The organism is Streptomyces sp. NPDC052910, from assembly GCF_055585605.1.
On sequence record NZ_JBVJJR010000002.1, the window covers coordinates 751,041 to 775,748 of the forward strand.

A 24,708-nucleotide genomic window follows, 5' to 3' on the forward strand; every position below is an offset into this window, starting at 1 on the left:
CGGTTGTCGAGCCTCCGCACGGCCTGGGACCCTTTCCCCGGCTTCGTGGCGCTCCGTGGCGTTTACCGGTGCCGCCGTCGTTCCGATCGCCCGCCTTCGCCGAATACGCCCGCCGGCAGGGCTCTCTCGTCGAGCCCGACCGGCTGACCGGCTGACCGGCTGACCGGCTGACCGGCTGACCGGCTGACCGGCTGACCGCTGAAAGCGCGTCGGCTGATCAGGCTTTCCGGTGCCCCGCCGGCGCGGCAGCGGTGGTCGTGCCCGGCGGCGGTTCGGCGGGGCGGTGGTCCAGGCGGCTGAGGAGGCGCTGGGTGAGGGCGGGCAGCGTGGTGATGCCCGCCATTTCCATGAGGGGAATGTCGCAGCCGAGCCGTCGTCCGATCAGGGAGGCGAGTTCGGCCCCCATCAGGGAGTCGAGTCCGAGCTGGTCCAGGCGGCGGGTGCGGTCGATGCGGTCGGGGGTGGTCTGCAGCACGTCTGCCAGTAGCTCGACCAGGGTGTCCTCCACCAGGCGGAGGGCTTCTTCGGGTGTGGCGGTGGCCAGGGCGGTGAGCAGGCGGTCGTCGGCCTCCGCCTCGTCGGGGCCGGGGAGCAGGGCGGCGGCGCGGGGGGAGGCCAGGGCGGGCAGGAAGCGGCGCAGGGTGCGCCAGTCGACCCGGCCGACGGCGGCGACGGGGGCGTCACCGCGAGCCTGTAGGCGGTCCAGCTCGGGCAGTGCCTCGCCCGCGCGGAGGCCGTCCAGGCCCATGGCGGCCAGTTCGGCTGCCAGTCCGCTGCGTTGGAGGGTGCCGGTGTCGGCGATCGCTCCCCATTGCACGGCCAGGCCGGGCAGGCCGGCGCGGCGGCGCTCGCGCACCATGGCTTCCAGGGCGGTGTTGCCGGCCGCGTAGGGAGCTTGGCGGATGTTGCCGGCCAGCGCGGCCACGGAGCTGTGGACGACGAAGAAGTCGAGGTTCCTGTGGCGGGTGAGGTCGTCCAGGAGGTATCCGGCGGTCATCTTGGGGATGAGGACGGCGCGCAGGCGGTCATCGGTCAGTTCGGTCAGCGGGGCGTCGTCGAGGACCATGGCGGCGTGCACCACTCCGGCCAGCCGCCGGCCGGTGGCGTCGATGCGCTCCAGGACGCGCCGTAGGGCCTCGGGGTCCGCGGCGTCGGCGGCGTGCGCCGCCACCCGCACTCCGAGGGACCGTAGACCGGTGAGGAGGGCGGGGGCTTCGGGCGCGTCGCCGCCGCGGCGGCTGATGAGGGTGAGGTGGCGGGCGCCGCGCGTGGCGAGATGGCGGGCGGTGGCCGCGCCGAATCCGCCGAGGCCGCCGGTGATCAGATAAGTGGCGTCCGGGTCCAGCGGTGCGCGGGCCTCCTGTTGCCGGACGGAGACCGGTTCGTCGAAGGTGACGACCACCTTGCCGCTGTGCCGGGAGTGCTGGAGCAGGGCGAACGCCTCGTGGATGCGGGAGGCGGGATAGGTGCGGTGGGGCAGCGGGTGGTAGCGGCCGGCGGCCACTTCGGCCCGCATGGCGTCCAGATGGGCGTGGCCCAGCGCCGAGGTGCCGGTGAGCAGGGTGGACACGTCGACGCCGAAGAAGGAGACGCTGCGCTGGAAGACGGCCGTCGGCAGCGGGTTGTCGAGGAGGAAGTCGCGTTTGCCCACCTCCACGAACCTGCCTTGGGTCTTGAGCAGGCCCAGACCGCGGACGAGGGCTTCCCCGGCGAGGGAGTTCAGTACGACGTCCACGCCCTCGCCGCCGGTGAGTTCGAGTACCTGTTCGGCGAAGTGCAGGCTGCGCGAGTCCAGGACGTGCTCGACGCCGAGCAGACGCAGCAGGTCGCGTTTGGGGGGGGGCTGCCGGCGGTGGCGATGACGTGGGCCCCCACGCGCTGGGCGTACTGGAGGGCGGCCAGGCCGAGCCCGCCCGCGGCGCCGTGGATCAGAAGTGTCTCGCCCTCGGCCAGGCGGGCGAGGTGACGCAGTCCGTGATGCACGGTCAGGAAGGCGAGGGGCAGGGTGGCCGCCTCGGGGAACGTCATGGCGTCGGGGATCGGCAGGAAGCCGTCGGCGTTGCCCAGGGCGTGGGAGCCGAAACAGCCCATGACCAGGCCCGCGACCCGCGTGCCCACGGCCAGGTGGGTGACGCCGGGGCCGACCGCGGTGACCGTTCCCGCGCACTCGAGGCCGAGGGCCGCCACGTCCGGCCTGCGGTCGAGCGCGGGGGCGGGCACCAGGCCGGTGACGGTGGTGATGTCGCGGAAGTTCAGCCCGGTGGCGGCGACCTCCACGACCACCTCTCCCGGCCCGGGGGCGGGCACGGTCGTGGCGGTCCAGCCGAGCCGGTAGTGGTGGCCGGGTTCGTCGAAGGTCAGGGTGTAGGGGGTGGTGGCCACGTCGGCGGACGAAGAGCAGGCCGGGGGCAGGGGCGTGACGCGGGTGACGAACCGGCCGCCGGGGGTGAGCAGGACCTCGTCGTCCTCGGGGCGGGCGAGCATTTCCTCCACGAGACGGGCGGCCAGGACGTCCATGGCGTCCGCCTGCTGTCCCCCGGCCGTGAGGGCGATCCTGCGCACCGTCGGCCTGGGCTGCTCATTGGCCAGGGTGCGGGCGGCGCCCCAGGCCGCCGCCCCGGCGCCGGAAGCCGACGGCGGACAGTGGCCGCTGCCGTGACCGGCGAGCGTGACCAGCCACAGCGTGACCTCGGGGCCCTCGGGGGCCTCCGCGCAGGCCGCGGCGATGTCCCGCAGCACCGCCAGGCACCGTACGGCTCGCTCGGTGGTGGCGGCCGGGGGTCCCGGCTCGTCGCCGATCAGCACCACGACGTCGGCCGGGCCTCGGCCGGCGGAGAACAGGCCCGTCCACGGGACCGCGGCGCCATGGGTGGTCACGGTGTGCGGCCCCTGGGACGCTCGCAGCGCGGCGATCACCGCTGTCCGTGCGTCGGCCTCCCGTGCGGCGGCACCGGTCCCGGTCTCCAGGCCGTCCACCACCACCCAGCGCCGCGCCTGCCGGTCACCGGTACGCTCCGGGTCCGGGACACCGGTGCCGGCGGACAGAGCCCGGGGGCGGCGCGCGGAGAGGATGACGGAGTAGTCGCTCCGCATGGGCTCGCCGGTCTCACCGGCCTGTACCGTGCCGGAGAAGCCGCATTCCTCCAGTACCCGCGGCCAGGTTTCGCGGGGCAGCAGGGGGCCGTCGGGACGCAGGTGGGTGTCTTCGGCCGCCCAGTAGGAGTCCAGCAGCCCGAAGACGGGTGCCAGCAGGTGGTGGTTGTGGGTCTCGACGGCGAGCAGGTGGCCGCCGTCGGCCAGCAGGTCCGCGACCCGGCTCAGCGCCGCCTTCAGGTCGCGGGTCGCGTGCAGGACGTTGGAGGCGATCACCAGGTCGAACGAGGCCGGGGCGAAGCCCTGGGCGGCCGGGTCGGCGTCCAGGTCGAGGACGCGGTAGTCGACGAACTCGTGGTCGGCGAACCGGTTGCGGGCCTGGGGGAAGAAGGCCGGGGAGAGGTCCGTGCAGGTGTAGTGGGCGCGCCCCGGCGGCAGTTCCGGCAGGAGGTACGCCGTGGCGCCGCCGGTGCCGGCGCCGACTTCCAGGACGCGCAGCGGCCGGTCCTCCGGCCAGTGGGCCACGATGGTACGCAGCAGCGACCGGGCCACCTGGTGGTGGAAGCGCAGGGGCAGCGCGTTGTCGTAGAAGCGGGCGGCCACGGAGTCGGGGTCGGAGAACAGCAGTTCCAGCGGGTCGGCGGCGCCGCGCAGTACTTCCGCCAGGTGTCGTCCGCAGACCCCGTAGGTGTGCAGGGTCACCGACTCGGAGGGGAGTTCGCGCATCGCCTCGGCGAAGCGTCGCCCCGGGGCGGGTTCGACGGCCGGACGCCACCGGCTCTCCTCCGCGTCGGCGCGCAGCACGCCGCGCCGGGTGGCCAGGTCGAGCAGCGTGCGCAGCAGTCGGCGGCGGTGGGGGCGCACACCGGCGGCGCACAGGTCGTCGAGGGTGAAGTCGGCTTGTCCGGGCAGCAGTTCCCGTACCGCGGCGGCGGTGAAGTGGGCCGCCAGGTCCAGCAGGACGGGCTGGAGCCGGGCGTAGGGCCGGGTGTGCCGGTGTGCGGTCGGGCCGGGCGGTTCCCCGGTGGTCGCCGCCAGGATCTCCCCCGGGGACGGCAGGGGTGAGGGACCGGCCGGGGTGCCGGGCAGCGGGGCCGCCCGCAGCACCTCGGTCAGCCGGACCAGCCCGGACGGGAGGACCCCGTCGAAGCGCCGGGCCCGGTAGCCCAGCAGTTCCAGGGCGACCTCGCCGTCGGTGTCGGTGATGGTCATGTCCCAGACGGCCTCGTGTTCGGTGACCGTCCGGGCCCGCAGATGGGCCAGCCCCCGGGCGGGCAGCGGTTTCCAGCACCGCACCGCCTCGACCCCGGCGGGCAGGTAGGGGACCGGCCGGTCGTGGGCGACGCCGAGCAGCGCCACGAACGGGAGCACGGCGCCGTCCAGAGTCGTCGGGTGGGCCACGTGCCGCTCGTCCGGTTCCAACGTCGCGGCGTAGGTGCCGAGCACCTCCCCCGGGCCGGCCAGCAGCCCGGTCGCGGTACGGAAGGCGGGCCCGTGGTACAGCCCCGCCTCCGCGCAGACGCTGTAAAGCTCGTCACCCGTGGACGCCGCGGACAGCCGGGCACGGATCTCCTCCACGTCCAGCCGGTCCGGCCGCTCCCGCAGCAGCAGCCGCACCCGGGCCCGGGCGTGTTCCGTCCAGTCCCCGTTCGTGCCGGTGCGGCTCGCGACGGTGAACGCACCGTCCGGGGAGAGCGTCGTGTGCAGGCGTACGTCCATCGCCGGGTCGTCCAGCGGCAGCGTCAGGGCCCTGAGGATCGTGAGCCCGGTGACCTCCGCCGGCCCGTCGAACACCTGCCGGCCGGCGGACAGCGCCATGTCCACGTAGGCGGCGCCGGGCAGCAGCACCGTGGGCCCCGCCCGGTGATCGGCCAGCCACGTCAGCACCTGGGGTTCGATCTCCTGCTGCCATGCCGGGTGTACGGAGGTCTGCCTGGCTCCCAGCAGCGGGTGCTCCGCGTCCGCGGGCACGTCCTCCACGGCCGGCTCCCGCCACCAGGTGGTGCTGCCGGTCCAGTGCCGTTCCCGCTGCCACGGATAGGCGGGCCCCGGCACCATCTTCCCCGGCACGGGGAAGAAACGGTCCACGGCGATTTGGGCTCCGGCCGCCAGCAGATGCGCCAGGGTGGCATCGAGCGCCGCCGGTCCGTGACCCGCCGGGGACAGCGTGGGCACGACAGCGACCGGGCGGCCGGCACCGGCCGCGACACGCCGCAGGTAGGCGCCGAGCACCGGGCGCGGCCCGATCTCCACCAGCACGTCGCACCCGCCGGCGCCGGTCAGTTCCCTCACCGCGTCGGCGAACCGGACCGGCTCCCGCACATTGCGCCACCAGTACGCGGCATCGGGCACCATGGCGCCGAACGCGGTACCGGTCACGGTGGAGTACATCGGGATACGGCCGGCGCCCGCCTCCACGCCGGCCAGTGCCTGCTTCAGCGGGACGTCCAGGGCGTCCATCGCCGGGCTGTGGAAGGCGTAGTCGAGTCCCAGGTCCCGGAAGAAGACGTCGCGGCCCGTCAGTTCGCCTTCCAGTACGGCCAGTGCCGCCGCGTCTCCGGCCACTGTGACGTCGCGGTCGCTGTTGATCCCGGCGATCACCAGCCGCCCGGTGTAGGCGGGCTGCTCCAGCAGCCTTCCGGCGTCCGCCGCGCTCATGCCGACCGCCGCCATCCGCCCGGCTCCCGCCGTGACCGCCTGTGCCCGACCCCGCTCGGCGATCACCCGGCACGCGTCCGCCCGGCTCAGGGCACCGGCGCAGTAGGCGGCCGCCACCTCACCGACACTGTGCCCGGTCACCGCCGCCGGCTCGATGCCGCGCGCCTTCAGGGCGGCGACCAGCCCGGCCTGTACCGCGAACAGCAGCGGCTGGGCGACCTCCGTCCGCGCCCACCGCCCCGCGTCGGCCGGCGCGGCCAGCTCCTCCGGCACGGACCAGCCGAGGAGGGGCGACAACTCCGCGTCCAGCGCGCCGACTTCCTCGCGGAAGGCGTCGTCGGCCGCCATCAGCTCCGCTCCCATCCCGGCCCACTGGGAACCGTTGCCGGCGAAGACGAACGCGATACGGCCGGTTGTCACCGCCGGTGCGCTCACCGCAGCCGTCGTGGCGGAGGTCTCGCCCCGTGCCGCGGCGCGCAGGGCCCCGGCCGCCTCTCCCGGCCCCTCGGCCAGCACCACCAGACGCTGCTCGTACCGCGCCCGGCGCTGCCAGGCGGTGTACGCCACGTCGTAGAACTCCCCGGGACCGCTCTGCTCCAGGTGCTCCGCCCACCGGCCGGCCGCCTCCGTCAGCGCCTGGGGGGTGCGGGCGGTGACCAGGACGGGCAGTCGGCCGCCCGTCGGCACCGCTGCCGTTCGCTGTCCGCGGATCGTGACCACCGGCCGTTCTTCAGGGCCCTGTTCCCGCGAAGTCGGCGGCGCCGCCAGCACCAGATGCGCGTTCGCGCCGCCGAAACCGAAGGAGTTGACGCCCACCACGCCGCGCCCGGAGCCGCCCAGGGGACGCATGGCGGTCACGGGTTCCAGCCCCATGCCGGCGAAGTCGATGACCTCGCTCAACGGTGTCGCGTGCAGCGTCGCCGGGATCCGCCGCTCGCGCAGGACCAGCAGGGCCTTGAGCAGCCCCGGCACACCCGAAGCGGCTTCCATGTGCCCGAGATTGGACTTCACGGAGCCGACCGGCAGCAGACCGCACTCGCGCCGACGGCCCAGCGCCCGGCCCAGCGCGCGGCATTCGATCGGATCCCCGACGTGTGTCCCCGTGCCGTGCGCCTCCACGTACACCACGTCCTCCGGGGCGACACCCGCCTCCGCGTGCACCCGGCGCAGCAGCTCCTCCTGACTGTCCGCGCTGGGCAGCGCGAGGCCGGCCGTACGGCCGTCGGCGTTGACGCCGCTCGCGAGGACGACCGCGTGGATCCGGTCGCCGTCGGCCAGCGCCGCGGCGTACGGCTTGAGCACGAACACCCCGCCGCCCTCGGACCGTACGAACCCGTCGGCAGCCGCCGCGAACGGCCGGCACCGGCCCGTGGGCGAGAGCATGGACGCCTGCGAGAACCCGACGAAACCGCCGGGGCTCAGCAGCACGTTCACCCCGCCGGCGAGCGCCAGCGAGCTGCGCCCCGACCGCAGCGCCTCACACGCCTGATGCACCGCGAGCAGGGCGGAGGAGCACGCGGTGTCCACCGCCGCGGACGGCCCCCGGAGGTCGAAGACGTACGAGACGCGATTCGCGGTGTTGCACGCCGCCACGCCCGTCATCACATACGGGCTCGACGCCCTGGTGCGTCGCTGGAGAAGGTCCGCGTAGTCGTGGGTGGACACCCCCATCATCACGGCGGTGTCGCCGCCCGCCAGCCTCGCCGGATCGATGCCGGCGTCGTCGAACGCCTCCACCGCGCACTCCAGCGACAGGCGTTGCTGAGGGTCGAGCCGGGACGCCTCCTTGGGAGAGATCCCGAAGAACTCGGCGTCGAACCCGGAGATGTCACCTTCCAGAAAACCGCCCGCCGCCGTGTACGACTTGCCCGGCCTGCGGCGGCCGGGAGACACCATCCACGCGGCCGGGAACCGGTCCTCCGGCACCTCCCCCACCAGGTCCCGGCCTTGCTCCAGCACCTCCCACAGCCCGTCCGGCGACACGACCCCGCCGGGCAGCCGGCAGCCCACCCCCACCACCGCCACCGCATCGCCCGGCCACCCGGCACCTCCCGGCAGGGTCGGCGGCGCTCCGGGCACAACCGGCAAGGAAGTCATGAACGCCCCTGAGTGAGAGAAGCCGTCCGGTAAGCGGGAGAAGCCGTCCGGGCCTACCAGGCAGCCTCTCGAAGGACGAGCCACCACATGATGCGATCACCTCTTTTCCACACGAACAGGTCGCACCTGGCACACCAGAGCGACCCGTCTTATCCGCCCTGCTAGCGGGAGCCACGATCACGCACCATCGCGCGTATTCGCTGACCGCGAAACGGTCGACGCTCCGGGCAACACTCTGAACGCCGAGATCACCGGCCGGCAAAGGCCGCGCCGGCGGGTCGAAGACGAACTCGAAACCCCCTCATCCCCGAGCTCCGCCCCATGGCCGGCGCACGCCTCGACGCCGTCGGCCATAACCCCATGCCCCGTCCTCACCGGCCCGCCCGGCGGGCGCGGCACTGCCGCCATCCTGCGCGACGCCACCCACGGGGACGAGGCCGCCGTCCGCCTCGGTGACGAGCACCCGCGCCCCTACGACCTCCCGCACACCGGGCCGACGCGTCTCGGCGGCTCCGGGCTCCGCCTTATTCCTCCCCGATCGGGTGGAAGATGTAGAGCGCCTTGTTGTCGTCCGGCGAGAACACGGTCTGGCCGGTGTAGCCGTCGCCGCGGGACACCGGCAACGCCGCGGTGCCGTGGCCGCTGTAACCATCGCCGGAGTCGTAGGCTTTGGCGTCCTTCGGGGCCCGCAGGCCCAGCCGCAGGTGCGCGTGCTCGCCCGAGGCGATCAGGAACCCGTCCGTCCGGGCCGTCCCCTGCACGTTCCGCGCGTATTCGACGGTCGGCTCCCCGAGGATCCGCACCACGCCCTGGCGCGCCTCCAGGGTGTCGTCGCTCTGCAGCAGGCCGGCCACCTCCAGGCTGTCGGCCGTGAGCCGGGAGCCGGGGGCGGCCGCCGTGACCGGTCCGGCGGACTCCAGGCCCCGGGTGGTGACGGGCGAGTGCGCGGTGACGGTGCCGGTGACCGTGCCGTTCTTCTCGGCCCGGACCGGGCCCGTGGCGGTCACCGTGTCCGTGCAGGTCACCGAGGCGGCGTCCAGGGTGGGGACGGGAGCGCCGGTCACCGCGTCGGCGCGCAGGCGGTTCAGGACGGGCGTGCTGACGGTCACCGTGACCGAGTCGTAGCGGTCCACGCTCCCGGTCGTGGTCCTGACCACGAACGTCTCGTCGCGTTCCAGCGGGAACGTTTCGTAGGGGAAGGTGACGCCGATCCCCTCGGGGTGCGGCGTGGAGTACAGCGTGTGCTCGCCCTCGGGCCCCTGCCAGTCGAGGACGACCCGGGTGGACGCCGGAACGAGCGTCGCCGGGCGGGGGTCGGGGGCGGTGGGGGTTCCGCGCCGGGCGCTGAGGTTGGCCGTGGCGGACGTGCGCCGGGCGGTGGCGCGCCGGGCACGGCCGGGGTATCGGCCCTTGAAGACGTCGAGTTCCACGGCCCGTTCGGCCTCGGGCTGTCCGGGCAGGGCGCTGGTCTCGATGACGCGGACGGGGGCGGTGCCCTCAATACGGTTGATCTTGACGCCGGTGAGCCTGATCGTCAGGCTCGCGGTCGGCTGGTCCTCGCGGCCGTGCTCCGACGGCGGGAACTCCGCGCTGCCGTTCTGCGCGACCGCGATCAGGACGTCCTCCTGCACCGCCACCACCGACCAGGTGTGCGGACTCGCCGTGGCCACGATGCCGACGCCGGTCGCGGCGAGGTCGGCTCCTCTGGTGCCGACCGGCAGGAAGATCGCGATCCGGCCGCACCGCACCGGCTCGGGGCGCGGGTTGGAGACCAGCAGGGACAGGTCGGCGAGGAACAGCTCACCGGTGGGCGGGCTGGCGGTCAGGGGGCTGGGACGGGTGGTGAGCGTGTGGGTGAGCAGGGGTGCTGTCGTCATGGCGTCTTCCTCGGTGGCGGGGCGGAGGGGCGTCAGATGCCGAAGGCGTACCAGCGGAAACCGAAACCGCCGCCGGGCCCGGTGGCGCCCCAACTGACCGTGTCCCCGGCCCGCACCGGTGCGATGAGGGTCCCGACCCTGTCACAGGTCCAGGTCTTGTACGTGTACGAGGGCGTGGTCACCCACAGTTCGAGGTCCTCGTTGTCGTCGGCGTTGGCGAGGATGAGGCCGTCGGTGGTGAAGGTTTGGCTCCCGGACGTCGCCAGCGTCGTGGGCGTGGCGCTGAGGATGTCGACCCGGCCGGTGGTCGTGAGGCCCCTGGTCGTGGTGACCTTCGCGGCAGTGAGGCCGTCCACGGTGAACGTTCCGTGGACGTCCATGGCGCCGGTGAACCGTGTGGTGCTCGCTTCGATCAGCGGGGCGTCCAGCGGTTCGCCGCTGATGGAGGCCGTGCTCGTGACGGTGAGCGGTCCCTCGGTGGTGAGCGTTCCGGCGACCGTCACGGGCGACGTGATGCGGAGCCCGGCCGAGGCGACGTCGGTGAGACTTCCGTTCGGAAGGATCACCGCGCGGTACTCCGGGACGTCCACCTGGATCGTGCAACTGTCGTAGCGGCTGACGGGCTGCCCCTCGACCTGCGCGACGGTCTGGAGGGTGAAGGTGGTCTCCCGGTACAGCGGGCCGCACACCACACTGGTCTGCCCGTCGGCGATCTCCGTGCCGGTCGCCTGGTCCTCGTGGTGCAGGCGCCGCACCACGTTCGGTGCCGGGTCCCAGACCACGGTGACCTTGCTGCCGTGCGGTACGCGGACGGCGGGCGGCCGCCCGTCGGCCGGCTGCTCGCCCGCGTACACCCGCAGGTTGGTGCCGGTGGAAGGGGCGGCCGAGACCCCGGCCGGGAACTTCGGCAGCCGGACGAAGCGCTCGCGCGGCAGCAGCGGGTCCTGACCGGTGGCCGAGGTCTCGGTGATGCGCGGATAGGCCACGCCGACAGCGCTGTTGACGGACAGGCCGGTGAACGTGAACGTGACGGGGTCGGCGGCGATCTCCGCCTCGCCGGAGACGGGCCGGAACTCGAAGCATGCTTGGTCGGGTCCGGCCGTCTCGCCGGTCTTGGCCCACCCCGACGTGGCGACCGACGCCCCGATGCCGGTCCCCGTGGCGAGCAGGTCGCGAGGCCGGCTGCCGACGGGCAGGTCGACCACGATCGACGAGCAACGCACCGCCGTGAAGCCGCGATTGGAGACGACGACCGACAGCTCGGCGGCCGATGGCCCCGACAGGTCGGCCTCCAGCGGATCGGGCACGGTGCGGGCGGCGTAGTCGAGCGGCGGATCACTGCTCTCGGGGCCGGCCGATGCGGTCAATGGGGCGCGGCGGGTCATCGGTCGGTGCCTTTCACCTGGGGGAACGGGTCGGACGAAGGAGCGCCCCCGAACCTGGCGAGGGTGAAGTACAGGTCCCGCATGTCGATGGGCTTGTTGGAGGCGTACTGTGCCGTTTCCCGGGCCCGGAGGGGCAGGAAGAGGGCGTCGGCCTTGTGGTGCGTCCAGTGGGCGTACGCCCCGATCTGGCGATCTCCCGCGGTGACGGTGAGCCGGCCGGATCCCACGTGGGACCCCTGCATCAGATAGCCCACCAGCAGTGCGTCGGTGGACGAGGTGATGCCCGTGGCACTGGTCACCCGGCCCCCCGTGTTGATCATCTTCACCGTCTGCTTGGCCGTCAGGTCCTTGGTCGTGATGCCCCCGGCCACCACCTCTCCCCCGGCCACCGTCGTCGTCCCTGGCGCGGACGCCGCGCCGTCCACCGTGATGCCCTGCTCCGCCACCAACTGGGCCTCCGTCGTGAACGTCTCCTCGACCGTCAGCCCCGCGTTCGCCGTGACCGTCCCCCGCACGGTCAGCCCCGTGCCCACCGTCGCCCCTTCCGGGAACGTCACCGTGCCGCCGCTGCCCGCGGCGATCTCCCCGACGGACAGACCCGCGAACCGGGGTGCGGCCACGGTGACCGTGACGGTGTCGTAGACCGTCTCGCCGGTGGCGACGACCTTGGTGCGCAGGGTGAAGGTGGTGGCGCGAACCACCGGTTCGGAGTCGACGCGGCTGAGGGCCGACACGTCCCGTCCCGGTTCTGCCATGTCGGCGTCCAGCGGCCGGCTGAACAGGTGGCGTTCGACGCCCTCGCGGAACTGCCAGGCCAGCACCACCCGTTGCCCGGCGGTCACCTCGGTCGCCGGCGCGGAGTCGAGGTCGCCGCCCGTCGACCACCGCCGGGCCGAGAAGCGGTGGGGCGAACCGGCGTCGACCGGCGGCCGGTACGGCCACTTCTCCAGCGGCAGTGTCACCGGCGTCGGCTGTGGCTCACCGGCCAGGTGTTCCATGAACCGGACCGTGGCGTGGCCCGGCTCCCGGTTGATCCGCAGACCATCGATGGTGAGCGTGGCCCCGTCCTGGTCGAAGACGAACTCCTCCCCGGGCGGAGTGAAGGTCACCGAGGCCGTGTTCCCGGTGACGGTGACCTCCTGGCTCCAGCCCGCCGGGGGCGTGGCCGTGATCCCGTCCGCGGTCCCGACCAGCGAGGTCGCGCCGTCGCCGATGGGGATCTCGGCAACGATCCGGGTGCAGGCGACGGGGTCGCCGGGCGGCGCGGAGACCACGACGTTCATCCGCGCCACGGACGGGCCGCCGCCGCTCGGCGGGCTTGCCTGGAGCGGGAACGGGGTGGTGAGCACCGCGTAGTCGAGGGCGCCCGAGGCGATCGCGTACGTGGGGTTCTCCGGCGGCTCCGTGGTCACGGCGTGGGTCCTTCCTCGGACGGCTGGAGCTGGAGGTGGCCGGTGCGCAGCACCGGGCGGGCGAAGGGGAACCGCGGTGCGGCGTCCGCCCGGTCGACGGGGAACGAGGCCGCGCCGCCGCCGGGGGCGGGCTGGGCCCAGGTCCACCGGCCGTGCCGGTCGGCGGGGCGGGGCAGGACCAGGGCGGTGGTGTCCGGGGCCTGGACGGTGAGCATCGGGCCGAACCGGAAGCCCGCCGCGAGGGCGCCCAGGGACTCCTCGAAGGCGCGGGACGGTACACGTAGTTGTGCGGTCGGCAGGATGCCGGTGGTGGCGTGGACGGCGCCGTACGGGTCGAGCAGCAGCGTCACGTGGGCGGTGCTCGTCGCGTCGTGGTCGCGGGGCGGCCGGGCCGGCAGGGCCATGCCGTGGCCCGGTCCGATCGGGCGCAGGTAGTCGTGGGGGTCGGCCAGGTCGGCGAGGTCGTCCTCCGCCAGGACGGTGTGCAGCCCGGTGTAGTCGCGCTCCTGGTAGTAGCCCACGAGGCCGTCGCCGAGCTGGTCGCGTTCGCCGAGCCGGACGGGCCAGCGGTAGCGGGGGTATTCGGGGGCGGCGGGGTCCAGCAGGTTGCGCCAGGACGGGTCGGGGAGGGCCGGACCGTCCAGGTCCAGGCGTACCCGGGCCCGGACGAGGGCGAGCGGGCGGCCCAGCAGGCGGCTCAGCGTGGTGGGCGGGTCCTGGTCGCCGCTGGGGGCGATGGTGGTCAGGGCCCGGTCCACGCCGCGCAGGAACGTGCTCAGCGTCGGCCGGTCGAGCGCGAGCAGCGCGGTGACCAGCTCGTACAGGTGCCCGTGGGCGGGATCGGGCGCGGGGGCGGCGCCGGGCAGCGGCAGCCAGCGGGGGACGGTGGTGCCGTCCGGCATGACGCTGGTGGCGACCGAGCCGAGCGGTGCGCCGTCCGGTGCGTAGCAGAGCAGCGCCTGGTCGAGGTGGTTGGGCACCAGCCAGGCGCAGATCGCCTCCGCGGCGGCGTCCTCGTCCGGCACGTGGGTGTCGTCGTGGGCGGAGAGGAGGTCCAGGCGGGTCCGTGCGGGCTGCGGCAGCCGGGGCTTGAGTTCGACGAACCGGTGGGGGTCCTGGTCGACGACGGTGACGGGCCGGCCGTCCGCGCAGCCGGGTTTCAGGTCGTCGGGCAAACCGGGCCGGAACTGGTGGGCCGGGGTGCCCTGGCCGATGGTGTCGCGCAGCTCCAGTTCGTCCGGGATGACGACGGGCAGGCCGCGGCCGAAGCGGTCGACGACGTTCAGGCGGGTGAACGCGAACTGGCCCGAGCGGATCTCCTGGAAGCGGGACGGGGCCCAGCCGGTGAACGGGCGCGGCAACGGGCCCGGGTCCGGCGGCAGTTCGCGGGTGACCCGGTCGTCCAGCGCGGCGTTCCGCGCCCCGGAGCCGCCGCCGAGGTGCACCGCGGCGTTGGGGCCGCGCGCCTGGAGCTGGTCGCCGAAGCCGTCCAGGGTCTGCGCGATGAGGTCGGCCCCGGCCGCCTGGTCGGCCAGGGAGTTCAGCAGGTCGGCGTACGGGCCGGAGCGGTCGGCGGCGGCGTGCCGCAGGGCGTCGGCGAAGGTCTGGGCGGGAGTGGGGGTGAGGAACTGCCGGCCGCGCAGGGTCAGCGGGGTACGGCCGGCGCCGTGTCCGTTCCAGCGGTAGTGGTCGCCGTCGAACTCCCAGTTCGCGGCGGCGGGGTCGGTGACGGCGTCGTCGTCGGCGTAGGCGATCGGGTAGTAGTCGACCTCCCACTGGAAGAACAGCGGCGACCACGCCTGTCGCCAGGGGGTGGTGCCCAGGGCGGGGGCCAGGCCGTCGGCACGGGTCCGCGGGTCGGCCATGGCCGAGCGCAGGGCGGCGACGTCCGATTCCGGGCGCCCGGCCGCGCGGGCGAGGGCGGGCGCGTTGGCCGGGTCGAGGTGGTGGAACTCGGTGAGGAGCGGCAGGAGTCCGTCGGGCGAGGCGGGCAGGGCGGGCAGGTTGGGCGGAACGGGGACGGCGCTCGGAGGCGCCGCGACGAGCACGGTGCGCTCGGCGTCGAGGTACACACCGCGGACGAGCTCCCCGGCGCGGCGGCAGCGCAGACCCTGCTCGGCGGCGAGCCTGGCCTGCTGGTCCTCCTCGGTGCAGCGCAGCGCGACGACCGGGTCCATGGCCCGGTACAGGTCGGGCAGCACCTCGCGCTTGAGGACGAATCCGGGCGCGCGGTCGCCGAGGTAGTCGGCGACGGACGTGTCGAGTTCGCCCTGGGTGCGGCCCCAGGGGATGCGCCGGCGGGCCTGTGCGAGCGCCTCCTCGCAGCGGGCCGCCTCCTCCTCGGCCGCGCGCAGCCGGGCGGTGACCTCGCCGCGGTAGGCGCCCGGCTCCAGTTGCCCGTCGGGGTCGAACTCGGGGACGAGCGGCAGCCCTTCGGCCCACCACAGGTCGTACACCCGGCGGCGGGCTGCCGCCAGGTCGCGGGCGGCCTCGTCGTGCGCGGCCTGGGCGGCGTTGAGCTCGGCCAGCAGGGCCGCGTGGCCGCGCCGGGCCCCGGCCCGCTCCTCCTCGGGCGCGTCGGGGTCGGCCTCCAGGGTCCACCGGTGGCCGGCCGGGGTCGGTACGAACCAGGACGCGAAGGTGGCGCGGGCCTCGGTGAAGGCGCCGTCGGGTTCGTCGGCGGTGTCCAGCAGCCCGCGCTGACAGAGGTTGAGCAAACCGGCGAGGCCGGGGGCGTCCGGGGGCTCGGCCTCCTGCTGGAAAAACGAGGAGGCGTGCGCACTGGTGTGGCCGAGGGCGACGGCGACCGCGTCGGGGCGGGGCGACTCGGGCAGCGGCCCGTGGGCGTGCCAGCCCAGGCCGAGTACGGTGCCGTGGAAGATGCCGCACGAGGCGGGTGCGACGGGCGTGTCGCGGCCGCCGGTGTCACCCGTGCTTCCGGCATCTCCCGGTCCGGTGTCTCCCGGTCCGGTGTCTCCCCGTCCGGTGCCGAGCGTCCAGTCGAACTCGGTCAGCAGCTCGCCGAGCGCGTCGCCGGCCGCCGCGACCGGGTCGGCGCCCGGGTCGCCGTACCAGCCGGCGACCAGGTAGCCGACGGTCCACTCCTGCGCCGGGTCGAGGCCCTCCATGGTGTCGTGGAGGGAGAACACGTTCTCGTTGTACGGCTGGTACACCGCGAACGTCGGCACGCCGGGCCCGATCGCGGTGAGGAACAGCCCGCCGTCGGGCGGCCCGGGTTCGGTCCACTCCCCGGCGGCCAGGTCGATGCGGCGGCCGATCCGGGTGGGGGTGCCGTCCGGCGCGGCGTACGGGCTGGTGCCGGTCACCGGGTCGAGGTGGTCGCTCTCGACGAGCCAGGCGGTCATGTCGCGCGCCTCGGCGCCCGGGGCGCCGTGGGTGCGGATCACCAGCCACCGGTTGGGCACCCGCGGGAAGGAGACGTCCTTGTCCGGGTGGTCCTGGGCGCCTTCGGTGAGCGCCTGCGGCAACTGCCACTGCAGGTAGACGCCGTTGCGCGCCGGGTCGGTCGCGAAGTCGGTGTCGATGTTGCCGAACGGCGGCGGCTCGGGCGACAGCCGGAATCGGGTCAGCGCGTAATTGGCCTGCCAGCGCTGGAAGTTCTCTCCCATGCGCACCTGGTCGTTGACGACGAGGGCGTCGACCTGTACCGGGACGTACAACGGGCTGGGCTGGGTCATGACGGGCTTCCCCCGGAACGCGGGTCGGTCAGGATCGTCTGGCGGAACGGTGCGTTGACCAGTTGCAGGGCCAGCACCGCCGGGGACGCCGTGGCGGGCTGTCCCGCCTCGGTGAGCCGTGCGGTGAGCCGGCGCAGCAGGCCGTCGGCGTCGCCGGGCCGCAGGTCGAGGACGCGCCGGCCCTGCGGGTCGGGGCGCAGATGGGCGCCGATGCCGTGTTCGCCCGGGTCCTGCGGGAAGTACACGCCCTCGAGCGTCGTGCCGGCCGGGACGCCGCCCGCTCCGAGGCTGCGCAGGTTGAGCACCGGCACTCCGTCGACGGGGTGCGGGTCGATACCGAAGGAGAGCCCCTCGGGCGGTTCCGACAGCTCCACCTGGTCGGGCACCCGGTCGAACAGCACCAGCAGTACGTCGTTCTCCAGGGCGCTGCGGCGCAGCAGCGTCACCGGTTCGCCGTTCTGCCATGCGCGCACGATCAGTTCCGGGCACTCCTGTGTCAGTGCGGAGCGGATCAGCAGCCCGGCGCGCGGCCAGGAGTCGTCGGGCGTCCTGGTGGAACCGGCCCAGGGGGCGGCGAGTGCGGCGAGGCGCGTGTCGGTGGCGCCCGTGACGCCGAGGCTCTCCGCGCCGGCCTGGAGCGCGGCGAGCCAGCCGTGGTCCACGTGGAAGAACTTCAGCGACTCCGGGGGCAGCATCGCCTCGGAGGGCACCAGTTGGGCGAAGGGCACGTCGTGGAGCAGGCGCAGCCGGGCGAACCAGGCCGCCAGCCGCTCGCCGTCGGTGTCCAGGGCGCTCCGCAGCGCCTCGCGCAGCACGGGCAGGGCCCGGTCCTCGGCCAGGACGCGGTGCAGCGGCCGGGCCGGCGGTGCGGGCCGGGGCGTGGGGACGGTGCGCGTGGCGCGCGCTGCCGGCGGGTCGTTGAGAGCACGGATGAGGCGCTCGGCCGCTCCCGCGCGGGCCAGCGTCTCCAGCGCGCGGTCGGTGGCGCGGGGGCCGGCCAGGCGGGCGAGTTCGGCCTCACCGGCGTCGGGGCCCGCCGCGGCCAGGCGTTGCGCGACGAGGGCGGACCGGTAGCGGGCGCGGCCGCGCCAGGCGCTCAGGCCGGCGCCGAAGTCGTCGTCGGCCAGGGCCAGGGCCCGGCCGAGCGACCACGCGGAGGCCCGGCCGGTGTCGTGCACGCCCCACTCCGGGTCGTAGCCCAGCAGTTGGCCGGCGTCCGTCCAGCCGTCCTCGGGCGGCTCGGGCAGAGGCTGCGCGGGGGTCGCGGTGAACGGTCCGCGGTACCAGGCGTACGTCTCCTCGCCCGACGCCACCTGGTACGGCAGCGGCACCCAGCCCTGTTCCAGGCGTTCCCGGGCGCGGGCCTGCGCGGGGTCCTCCGAGGGCGCGGGCACCGGCAGGCGCAGCAGCAGGTCGCGGGGGCGTCCGCCGTCCTCGTCGTCGTACAGCAGGTCGTGGACGCGAGGGGCGAAGCCGGCGCCCTCCTCGGGCAGGCAGTCGAAGGACCAGTGGTGCAGCGACACCAGGCGCACGTCCGCCGGATCCTCGCCGGCCGCCGCGTCCAGGGCGGCCTGGCAGCCTTCGAGGGAGACGAGGTGGGCGACGTGCCGGCCGTCGCCGGGGCTGGGCAGCCGGTTGGCGACGATCACGGAGAACTCGCCGGCCGCGAGTGCCTCGCCGCGCAGGCCCGTGTCGGCGCGCACGGTACGGGTGTGGGCGAGGTGGCGCAGCTCGTCGTAACGGGGGCAGACGGCGGCGAACACGGCGCCGGGGACCCGGATCGTGGCGCATTCGGTCGCCGGGTCCGCCTCGACCTGCAGCCGCGGGATGGCGGGCCGCAGGACGCCGGGCTCGGGTGTGGCCGGCCACAGCAGGTCCTGGACGGTCATGCGGTCGGTCTCCCCCAGGGCCATGGGGTCGCCGGGCAGCTCACCGGCCGCGAAGACCAGCAGCGCCAGCCAGGGGGCCCGCGGCGCGACGGGGCCGGTGCCGACCCATTCGGGGTCGATGTCGCGCAGCCACGGCAGCAGCCGGCCGCCGAGCGTGGCGTGCGGCAGCGTCATGCCCAGGCCGCCGGCGGCGCCCGGCGCCGGATTGACCGCGTGGACCGTGTCCGGGGGCAGCACGAACTGGGGCGCGCGCACCTCGAACTCCCGGACCGCGTCCCGCAGGTGGCCACCGGTGTCGATGTCCTCGATCTCCTGCCGCGCGGTGATCCGGAACTGCCCGGCCTTCACGGCGGGGATCAGGTCGTCGCCGAGGCGCAGGGTGAAGGACGCCTCCCGGCGGTGTGCCGTCGTGCTCGCCGGGCCCGTGGCCCCGTTGCCCCCCATGGTGGGTTCCTCCTGGTCGGCGGTGGTCATGCGGACGTCCCGTGGTCGGCGTGCCCGGCGGCGGTCGCGCGGAGCAGCGGGTCGGCGGGCAGGCCGTACTCCGCGGCGTGGGCGGCGAACGCGCTCAGCGGCGCGTCGGGGAGGGGGTCGAGCAGTCCGGCCAGGGCCGTGGCGAGCCGGCTGCGGGCCTGCGCCGTCGCCGTCGCGGCCACGGTCGTGACGACGGTGTTCACGCCCGTGCCGGGTGCCGGGACGAGCCGGTCGCCGGTGGGCGGTCCGGCGGGGTCCAACGGCCCGGCCGCGACCGGCATCTCCTCGTGGCGGAGGGAGGCGGAGGCGATCGGTTCCAGTGGCTCGGCCGTGGACACCGGCGGCGGGACGGTGACCCGCAGGCCGGTGCAGCGGCCGTGCAGCAGCCGCTGTCCGGGGTCGAGGAGGTCGCCGCCCGGCGTTCCCCAGAGGGCGGTCGGCACCGCGCCGAGGACGGGCTCGGCGCGCCAGGCTCCGTCGTCGGCCAGGGGCTCCCAGCGGGGCGCCCTGCCGCGGGCCGCCAGGTTGCGGCTGACCACGACGGTGAAGTGGATCCGCTTCGCCGCGCCGGCGCCGCCCATGGGCCGGATGTCCAGCGCCTCGCCCGTGTGCCGGTCCTCGCCCTGGAAGGCGGCCCGGGACGCGGGTACGGACGTCTCGGCGACGAAGGAGAACCCGCCGGCGTCCACCAGCCAGGGGGCGTCCGGATCGGACGCGGTGCGGCCCTCGGGCGGTTCGGCGTCCGCGAGCAGCCCTTCGCTCGCCTCGATCCGCAGGACCTGCTCGGGCGGGGGCAGCAGTTCGGTGAACTCGGACCAGGTCAGTTCCCTGGCCCTCGTCTCCCGGGCGCCGAAGCCGATCCTGACCTTGATGAAGGTGAACTTGGCGGTCACCCGGCCACCGGTGGGCGGCCCCCACAGGTCGAGGGTGGCGCTCAGCTCCCCGCGCACGGTGACGAACGCGAGCTTGAGCGCGGCCCCGATGCGGATGCCGATGCCCGCTCGGAAGTGCAGGGGCTTCCAACTGATCAGCAGGTGCGCGTAGGCGGTGAGCCAGGCGCTCAGCGGCCCCGCGGAGTAGCGGACGTCGAGGGTGCCGCCGGCCATGACGGCCGACGGGGTCAGGGCGAAGAACGCCGTGCCGCTGATGTCCACCGCACCCAGCGACCAGGTGAACCCGAGCCTGGGGACCTGCGGGTAGTGCGCGGGAGCCCGGAACTGCGGGTGGTAGCCGCCGGCGGTCAGGGCGAAGTCCCCGGCGTGGTCGCTGGCACCGGACCACATGAAGAACGCGAACCCGCCGGTGAGCACGCAGGAGGGGTCGATGACGTACGAGTCGTGGAGCAGCGCGGTGGCCGCGAACTCGCCGCGCGCCGAGCGGTAGACGATCCTCAGTCGCAGCGCGACCTTGGCGTAGGCCCGGCCGGTCCGGGGGAACGCGGCGCGGGCCGTGCCGAGCAGCGCCACCGTCAGGTCCTCGCCGGCCTCCAGGGTCAGCAGCAGCCGGCCGCTGATGAACTCGAAGGAGGTGAAGTCGACCCCGGCCGCTCCCCACATCTGGCCCTGCCGCGGGGTCACCCAGTGCCCTGTGAGCAGGTCCAGCACGTCCAGGGGGTTCTCCGGCAGCCCGTCCTGCACGCCAGCCACCAGCGGGAACTCGCCGACCTGGTCGAACTCGGGGATGCGCAGGCTCGTGTTGAACCCGAAGCCGGCCGCGAGTCCCGTCACCCGGAACGGCGGCGGGCCGCCGATCGGCGCGGTGGCACGGCCGAACAGGAACAGCGAAGCCTTCTCGCCCTCCCGCCGCTGGTACGCGCCGAGCGCCGTGATCCCGAGCTTCGGCAACTGCACCACGACCATGCCGCCGATCATCAGCTCGACGGGAGGCTCCGGGGCGCGGTTGACCAGGGCCCCCGAGACGCGCAGGGGCGGACGGTCCAGGTCGACGAAGAGCCCTTCCAGGCAGGGGGTGACCGTCATGGTGTCCACGTCCAGGGCAAGGCCCAGGCCGATGGCGGCGACGGTCAGGCCGGCGGTGCCCAGCGCCGCGTCGAACACCACCAGCACCTTGCCCTGGTGGTAGCCCACGCTGATCCGGTGGACGTACAGGGGCCCGAAGGACCGCCCGACGTCCGCCGAGACGCGGGCTCCCCCGGCGGCGGACCGCACCGCCGGCAGCCCGGTGCCGCCGCCCAGCACCAGCGTGAGCGGTTCGCGGGGCTGCCCGGCGATGTCGTACGGCACGGTGAGCGCCCCTCCCGGGGGCAGCCCCTCGGCGGGCTCGGGCAGCCGGGGGTACGCCCGCCCGGAGGCGGCTTCCACGGCTGCCAGGTCCGCGTTGACCGCCTCGATCTGCCCTGCGGTCAGACCCCGGTTGTTCACCACCAGTTGCACGCCGGACACGCCGATGTCGACCCCGGCGGGGATCTCGCCGCCGACCAGCGGCAGGTCCGAAAGCCGGGCCGGAAGGGCCGCCTTGACCAACAGGACCAGTCCGGCCGGCTCGCCCGGCACGGAGGCGATCACCACGCCGCCGCCGTCCTGGGTCGCCGAGGCCACCAGCAGGCGGCCGGTGGCGTCCCGCCGCAGGGCGAGCGAGGTGAGGGTGGGCAGCAGCGTTTCGGGAATTCCGTCCGGAATGCTCACCCCGAGCGCGGCGGCCACCTCCCGCGCCCCGATACCGGGATCCCCCGCCCAAGTCGCGGTCAGCGTTCCGCCGGCCGCGCCGGAGGAGTAGTCGACGGTGAAGTCGAGCACGCGGGAGACGCCGTCGACCGGAGCCGTCGCCACGGAGAGCCGGCCCTCGAAGACGGCCTCGTACCGGCCTCCGGCCGGGGGGCGCGTCAGGTGCGCGTCGAGCGCCAGGGTGGCCTGTGCCTCGCCGAGGGGGAAGGTGCCGCTGCAGCCCAGGGCCAGGCTGCGGGTCTCCGGCTGGAAGGTCAGGAAGATGCCGTCGAGCACCAGGCCGGAGACGGCCTCCGGCAGCGGCACCGAGAACGTCGCCTCCAACCAGGCGGCGAGTCCGGCGAGTTCCACACTGCCGGAGCGCACCGACATCATCCAGCCGGTGCCGAGACCACGCCGGGCCTCCAGCAGCAGCGGCTGCCCGCCGATGTCCAGCGCGCCGGTGAGGGCGACCAGGTCCGGTGCCGCGCCCTTCCCGGACACCTCCAGGGCCACCGCGTCGACCGTCACCTGGTCGAAGAAGGCCCAGTCCGTGTCCAGCGCGAACGAGAGGGTGTACGACAGGTCGCGCACCCGCACCACGGCCGACAGGGCGGACACCCTGACGCCGGCGGCGATACCCGACCCGGCGAGGCGCTCGCCGAGTTCCGTCTCGTCGACGTCGGACGGGGCGTCCAGCCAGGCCGTGACCACCAGCTCGGGGAGGGAGACGGTGGCGGCGAGGGTGCTGCCGGCGATGTGGAGCGTGGCGCCCAGCTCGGCCGAGACCAGACAGCGGGGCTCCAGGCCGAGGCCGGGCTCGTCCCAGCCGATGCCGTACGTCACCGAGAGCCCGTCCAGGGCGAGCACGTCCGGTACCAGGGACCAGTCGGCCCCGGCGAGCCCGGCCCGCAGCCGCATCCACCGCATGCCGCCCGCCCCGGGGTTGGCCCCGCACACGAGGCTCACCTCGGCGATACCGACCGGGACCGGGACCTCGTCGGGCAGCACCAGGTCCGCGGCCGCCACGGCCGCCAGGCCGGGCAGCTCCGTCAGGGACGCCAGGTCCGGCAGTCCGAAGCCGCCGGAGAAGGCACCGGACAGCTCGAACTCGCCGTCGTCGTCCGGCCCCCGGACCAGCAGGCACGCCCGCCGGGAGCGCACGCTGAAGGCGAGACCGGCGGACGCCCAGGAGCCGGTCGCCCCGTCGGGCCCGGCACCGGCTCCGACGAGCAGCACCGCCGCGTCGAACCCGTACCCGGTGCGGAACCCGTCGAGCGAGACCGACAGGTAGGGCCTGTCGATCTCCCAGGTGTCCAGGATGGCGGCGACCTGCACACCGGCCACCGACTGGCCCTGGGCATCGGCGGTGAACCCGACCTCGACGCCCTCCAGCACGCCGAACCCGGCCAGCTCCACGGCTCCGGTCAGCCGCAGCGCACCGGCGTCGTACTCCACCGGCGCCCGCACCACCAGGTCGCCGCCGAGGTGGTCGGCGAAGAACTCGTGCGCCCCGTCGAGCCCCAGCTCCTCCTCGGAGAGGGTGAACGCCTCGCCCTGGGCCATAGCCTCATCGGCCCGTGCTCTCAGCGCTGCTAACGACAGGGCAGGCATGCCGCGACTCCTACGGTGGTCTTCTCGGGTGGTCTGGTGCTGTGTTCACGCGCCGGATGCACGCGCCGGGGTTCCCGCGCTCGTACGGCGCGGCGCCGTTTCACCGGGCCGGCGGCATGGGCACCGGCGCGGCCGGACGCAGGCGTTCGTTCTCCAGCGTGCTGGCCGGTGTGTCCGGGTGGCTCAGCGCGTCCTGGGCGACGGCGGTGGCCAGCTCGCGCACCGGCTGGGGCACGGTGGCGGGGTCGACCGACACCGTGGTCAGCGGCTTCCGGGTCGTGCAGTCACGCACCGGGTGGTCGCCCGGCCGCCAGCCGGAGCCGCTGGTCGCGGCGGGGGCGCCCGAGTCCCACGCCTGGAGTGCGGCGACGTACTCGCGGATGTCGGCCACCGGGGTCGGCTCGCCGGGCGCTGTGGAATCGGCCGGGAGCGCGGCGACGAGGGCGCTGAACGGGGCCTTGCCCTCGAACGCCTGCTTGGGGATGTCCTTGCGCTGCCTGGTCAGGTGCAACGGCCTGTTCATCAGCAGGCGCACCCCGTTGGGGGTGAGCTTGGCGCGCGTGGGGACGTAGGACGCACGGTGCGGCAGGTGCATGGCACGGCTCAGCCGGGCCTCGCTCAGATCACGGGCCTGAAGGCGGAGCTGCCGGATCTCCTTGGCGCGCTTGAGCGCTTCGGGGACGGCCTTGTCGGAGGGGTTCTTCCTGCCGTACTCCTCGACGCGCTTGATGTCGGCTGCCGCGACCTCGTCCGAGGTGATCTCCGCCCGGGAGGTGCCGAGCCGGCGGAGGTCGGCCTCCTGCCGGACGCCCCGGACCCACAGCGCCGTGACATCGCTGCCGGTCGTCTTCGTCTCCTCGAGCGAGACGATCGGCCGCTGGAAGAACACCTCGCCCGGCTGGGCCCCTGCGGGCATGACCGGCTGAAGGATCCGCTTGGCCAGGTCGAGCAGGCGGGAGTGCTCGGCGCGCAGGTCGTCGATCTGCTTCCTCGCAGCGGGGGACAGCTTGTTCCACGCGTCCTGGTTGGCGGGGGCCCGCCACTTCTCCAGGGTCTCGACGGTGGTCCCCGTCTGGGCGACGAGCAGGTTCTTCGCCAGGGTCTCGGGACTGTCGACCGGCCCGCTGTCCCACGCGTGGTCGGACAGGTGGAGACTTCCCGACAGGATATGGACGGCGTGGACCATTTCGTGGGCCAGTCCGATCTCCGGCGCCATGCACATGTCATCGACCAGGAGGCCGCTGCGCGTACCGATGACGACGGTGGCGAAGGCGCCGTAGCCGTTATGCCCGTAACGGCCGATCTCATGGCAGTTGTCGTCGAACGTCTGGTTCTGCAGGATGACGAGATTGACGGTGACGCGCTGGGCCGGATCGCTCGCCGGACGCGCCATGAGCGCCCGCGGATTGATGCCCCGTATGGCATTGGCCGAATACACGCCCGCGAGGGTTCCATTGGCGCTGGGCAGGGGACGGCAGGACCCGAAGAAGGCCACGAGCCGCTTGCCGACGAAGGTCGACTCGATCAGGGAGAGCAGATGGTCGATCTCCGTGGCGAACTCCTCCTCGCCGAGCACCGGGTGCTCCTGCTTGACGGTCTCTCCGTCGACATCCTTGAACCGCTTGGCGGTGACGCCGATGTCGGCGCTCACGGCGATACCGGGACGGACCTCGACGGCCGGCAGCTTGACCCCGTTGTCCCAGTCGATCTCCACCCTGCGCCGTCCCGACGGCTTGGCCGCCGCCCCCTGGCTCAGCGTCGCGAGACCACGGGATGAGAAGTCCGGGAGTAACACGCACGCCCCTCCATGCCGCACCGGAGTGCACTCCAATCGTCGGAGCACCCACC

Annotated in this window: 9 protein-coding genes; all 9 read right to left on the bottom strand. The window is 74.2% G+C overall.

Features of this window, described 5'->3' with window-relative positions:
• Nucleotides 1–217 precede the first annotated feature (217 nt).
• Complete coding sequence (locus ACZ6X9_RS09000; RefSeq protein WP_469777662.1) at nt 218–1,825, bottom strand: SDR family NAD(P)-dependent oxidoreductase; 1,608 nt, start codon at nt 1,823–1,825, stop codon at nt 218–220.
• Complete coding sequence (locus tag ACZ6X9_RS09005) at nt 1,720–7,848, bottom strand: beta-ketoacyl synthase N-terminal-like domain-containing protein (protein ID WP_469777266.1); 6,129 nt, start codon at nt 7,846–7,848, stop codon at nt 1,720–1,722. Before ACZ6X9_RS09005 ends, ACZ6X9_RS09000 begins: the two co-directional genes overlap by 106 nt.
• A gap of 524 nt (nt 7,849–8,372) precedes the next feature.
• A complete protein-coding gene (locus ACZ6X9_RS09010) occupies nt 8,373–9,725 on the bottom strand; it encodes a hypothetical protein (RefSeq protein WP_469777267.1) in 1,353 nt (450 codons plus the stop codon).
• Nucleotides 9,726–9,757: 32 nt separating this feature from the next.
• Nucleotides 9,758–11,110: a hypothetical protein gene (locus ACZ6X9_RS09015; RefSeq protein ID WP_469777268.1), complete on the bottom strand. Its 1,353-nt coding sequence runs from the start codon at nt 11,108–11,110 to the stop codon at nt 9,758–9,760.
• A complete protein-coding gene (locus ACZ6X9_RS09020) occupies nt 11,107–12,522 on the bottom strand; it encodes a hypothetical protein (protein ID WP_469777269.1) in 1,416 nt (471 codons plus the stop codon). Before ACZ6X9_RS09020 ends, ACZ6X9_RS09015 begins: the two co-directional genes overlap by 4 nt.
• Nucleotides 12,519–16,220 carry a hypothetical protein gene (locus ACZ6X9_RS09025; RefSeq protein ID WP_469777270.1) on the bottom strand — a complete coding sequence of 1,234 codons (3,702 nt, stop codon included), beginning with the start codon at nt 16,218–16,220 and terminating at the stop codon, nt 12,519–12,521. Before ACZ6X9_RS09025 ends, ACZ6X9_RS09020 begins: the two co-directional genes overlap by 4 nt.
• Nucleotides 16,217–18,583, bottom strand: a complete 2,367-nt coding sequence (locus tag ACZ6X9_RS09030; RefSeq protein WP_469777271.1) for a hypothetical protein — start codon at nt 18,581–18,583, stop codon at nt 16,217–16,219. Before ACZ6X9_RS09030 ends, ACZ6X9_RS09025 begins: the two co-directional genes overlap by 4 nt.
• Complete coding sequence (locus ACZ6X9_RS09035; protein WP_469777272.1) at nt 18,580–22,860, bottom strand: DUF6603 domain-containing protein; 4,281 nt, start codon at nt 22,858–22,860, stop codon at nt 18,580–18,582. Before ACZ6X9_RS09035 ends, ACZ6X9_RS09030 begins: the two co-directional genes overlap by 4 nt.
• A 100-nt stretch (nt 22,861–22,960) precedes the next feature.
• Nucleotides 22,961–24,655, bottom strand: coding sequence for a hypothetical protein (locus ACZ6X9_RS09040; protein WP_469777273.1), 1,695 nt, complete (start codon nt 24,653–24,655; stop codon nt 22,961–22,963).
• Between the last annotated feature and the right edge of the window lie 53 nt (nt 24,656–24,708).

Bases quoted from the DNA above. Each gene is read 5' to 3' on its own strand.
- ACZ6X9_RS09010 (WP_469777267.1), bottom strand. From the start codon at position 9,725: ATGACGACAGCACCCCTGCTCACCCACACGCTCACCACCCGTCCCAGC.
- ACZ6X9_RS09015 (WP_469777268.1), bottom strand. From the start codon at position 11,110: ATGACCCGCCGCGCCCCATTGACCGCATCGGCCGGCCCCGAGAGCAGT.
- ACZ6X9_RS09035 (WP_469777272.1), bottom strand. From the start codon at position 22,860: ATGCCTGCCCTGTCGTTAGCAGCGCTGAGAGCACGGGCCGATGAGGCT.
- ACZ6X9_RS09025 (WP_469777270.1), bottom strand. From the start codon at position 16,220: ATGACCCAGCCCAGCCCGTTGTACGTCCCGGTACAGGTCGACGCCCTC.
- ACZ6X9_RS09005 (WP_469777266.1), bottom strand. From the start codon at position 7,848: ATGACTTCCTTGCCGGTTGTGCCCGGAGCGCCGCCGACCCTGCCGGGA.
- ACZ6X9_RS09030 (WP_469777271.1), bottom strand. From the start codon at position 18,583: ATGACCACCGCCGACCAGGAGGAACCCACCATGGGGGGCAACGGGGCC.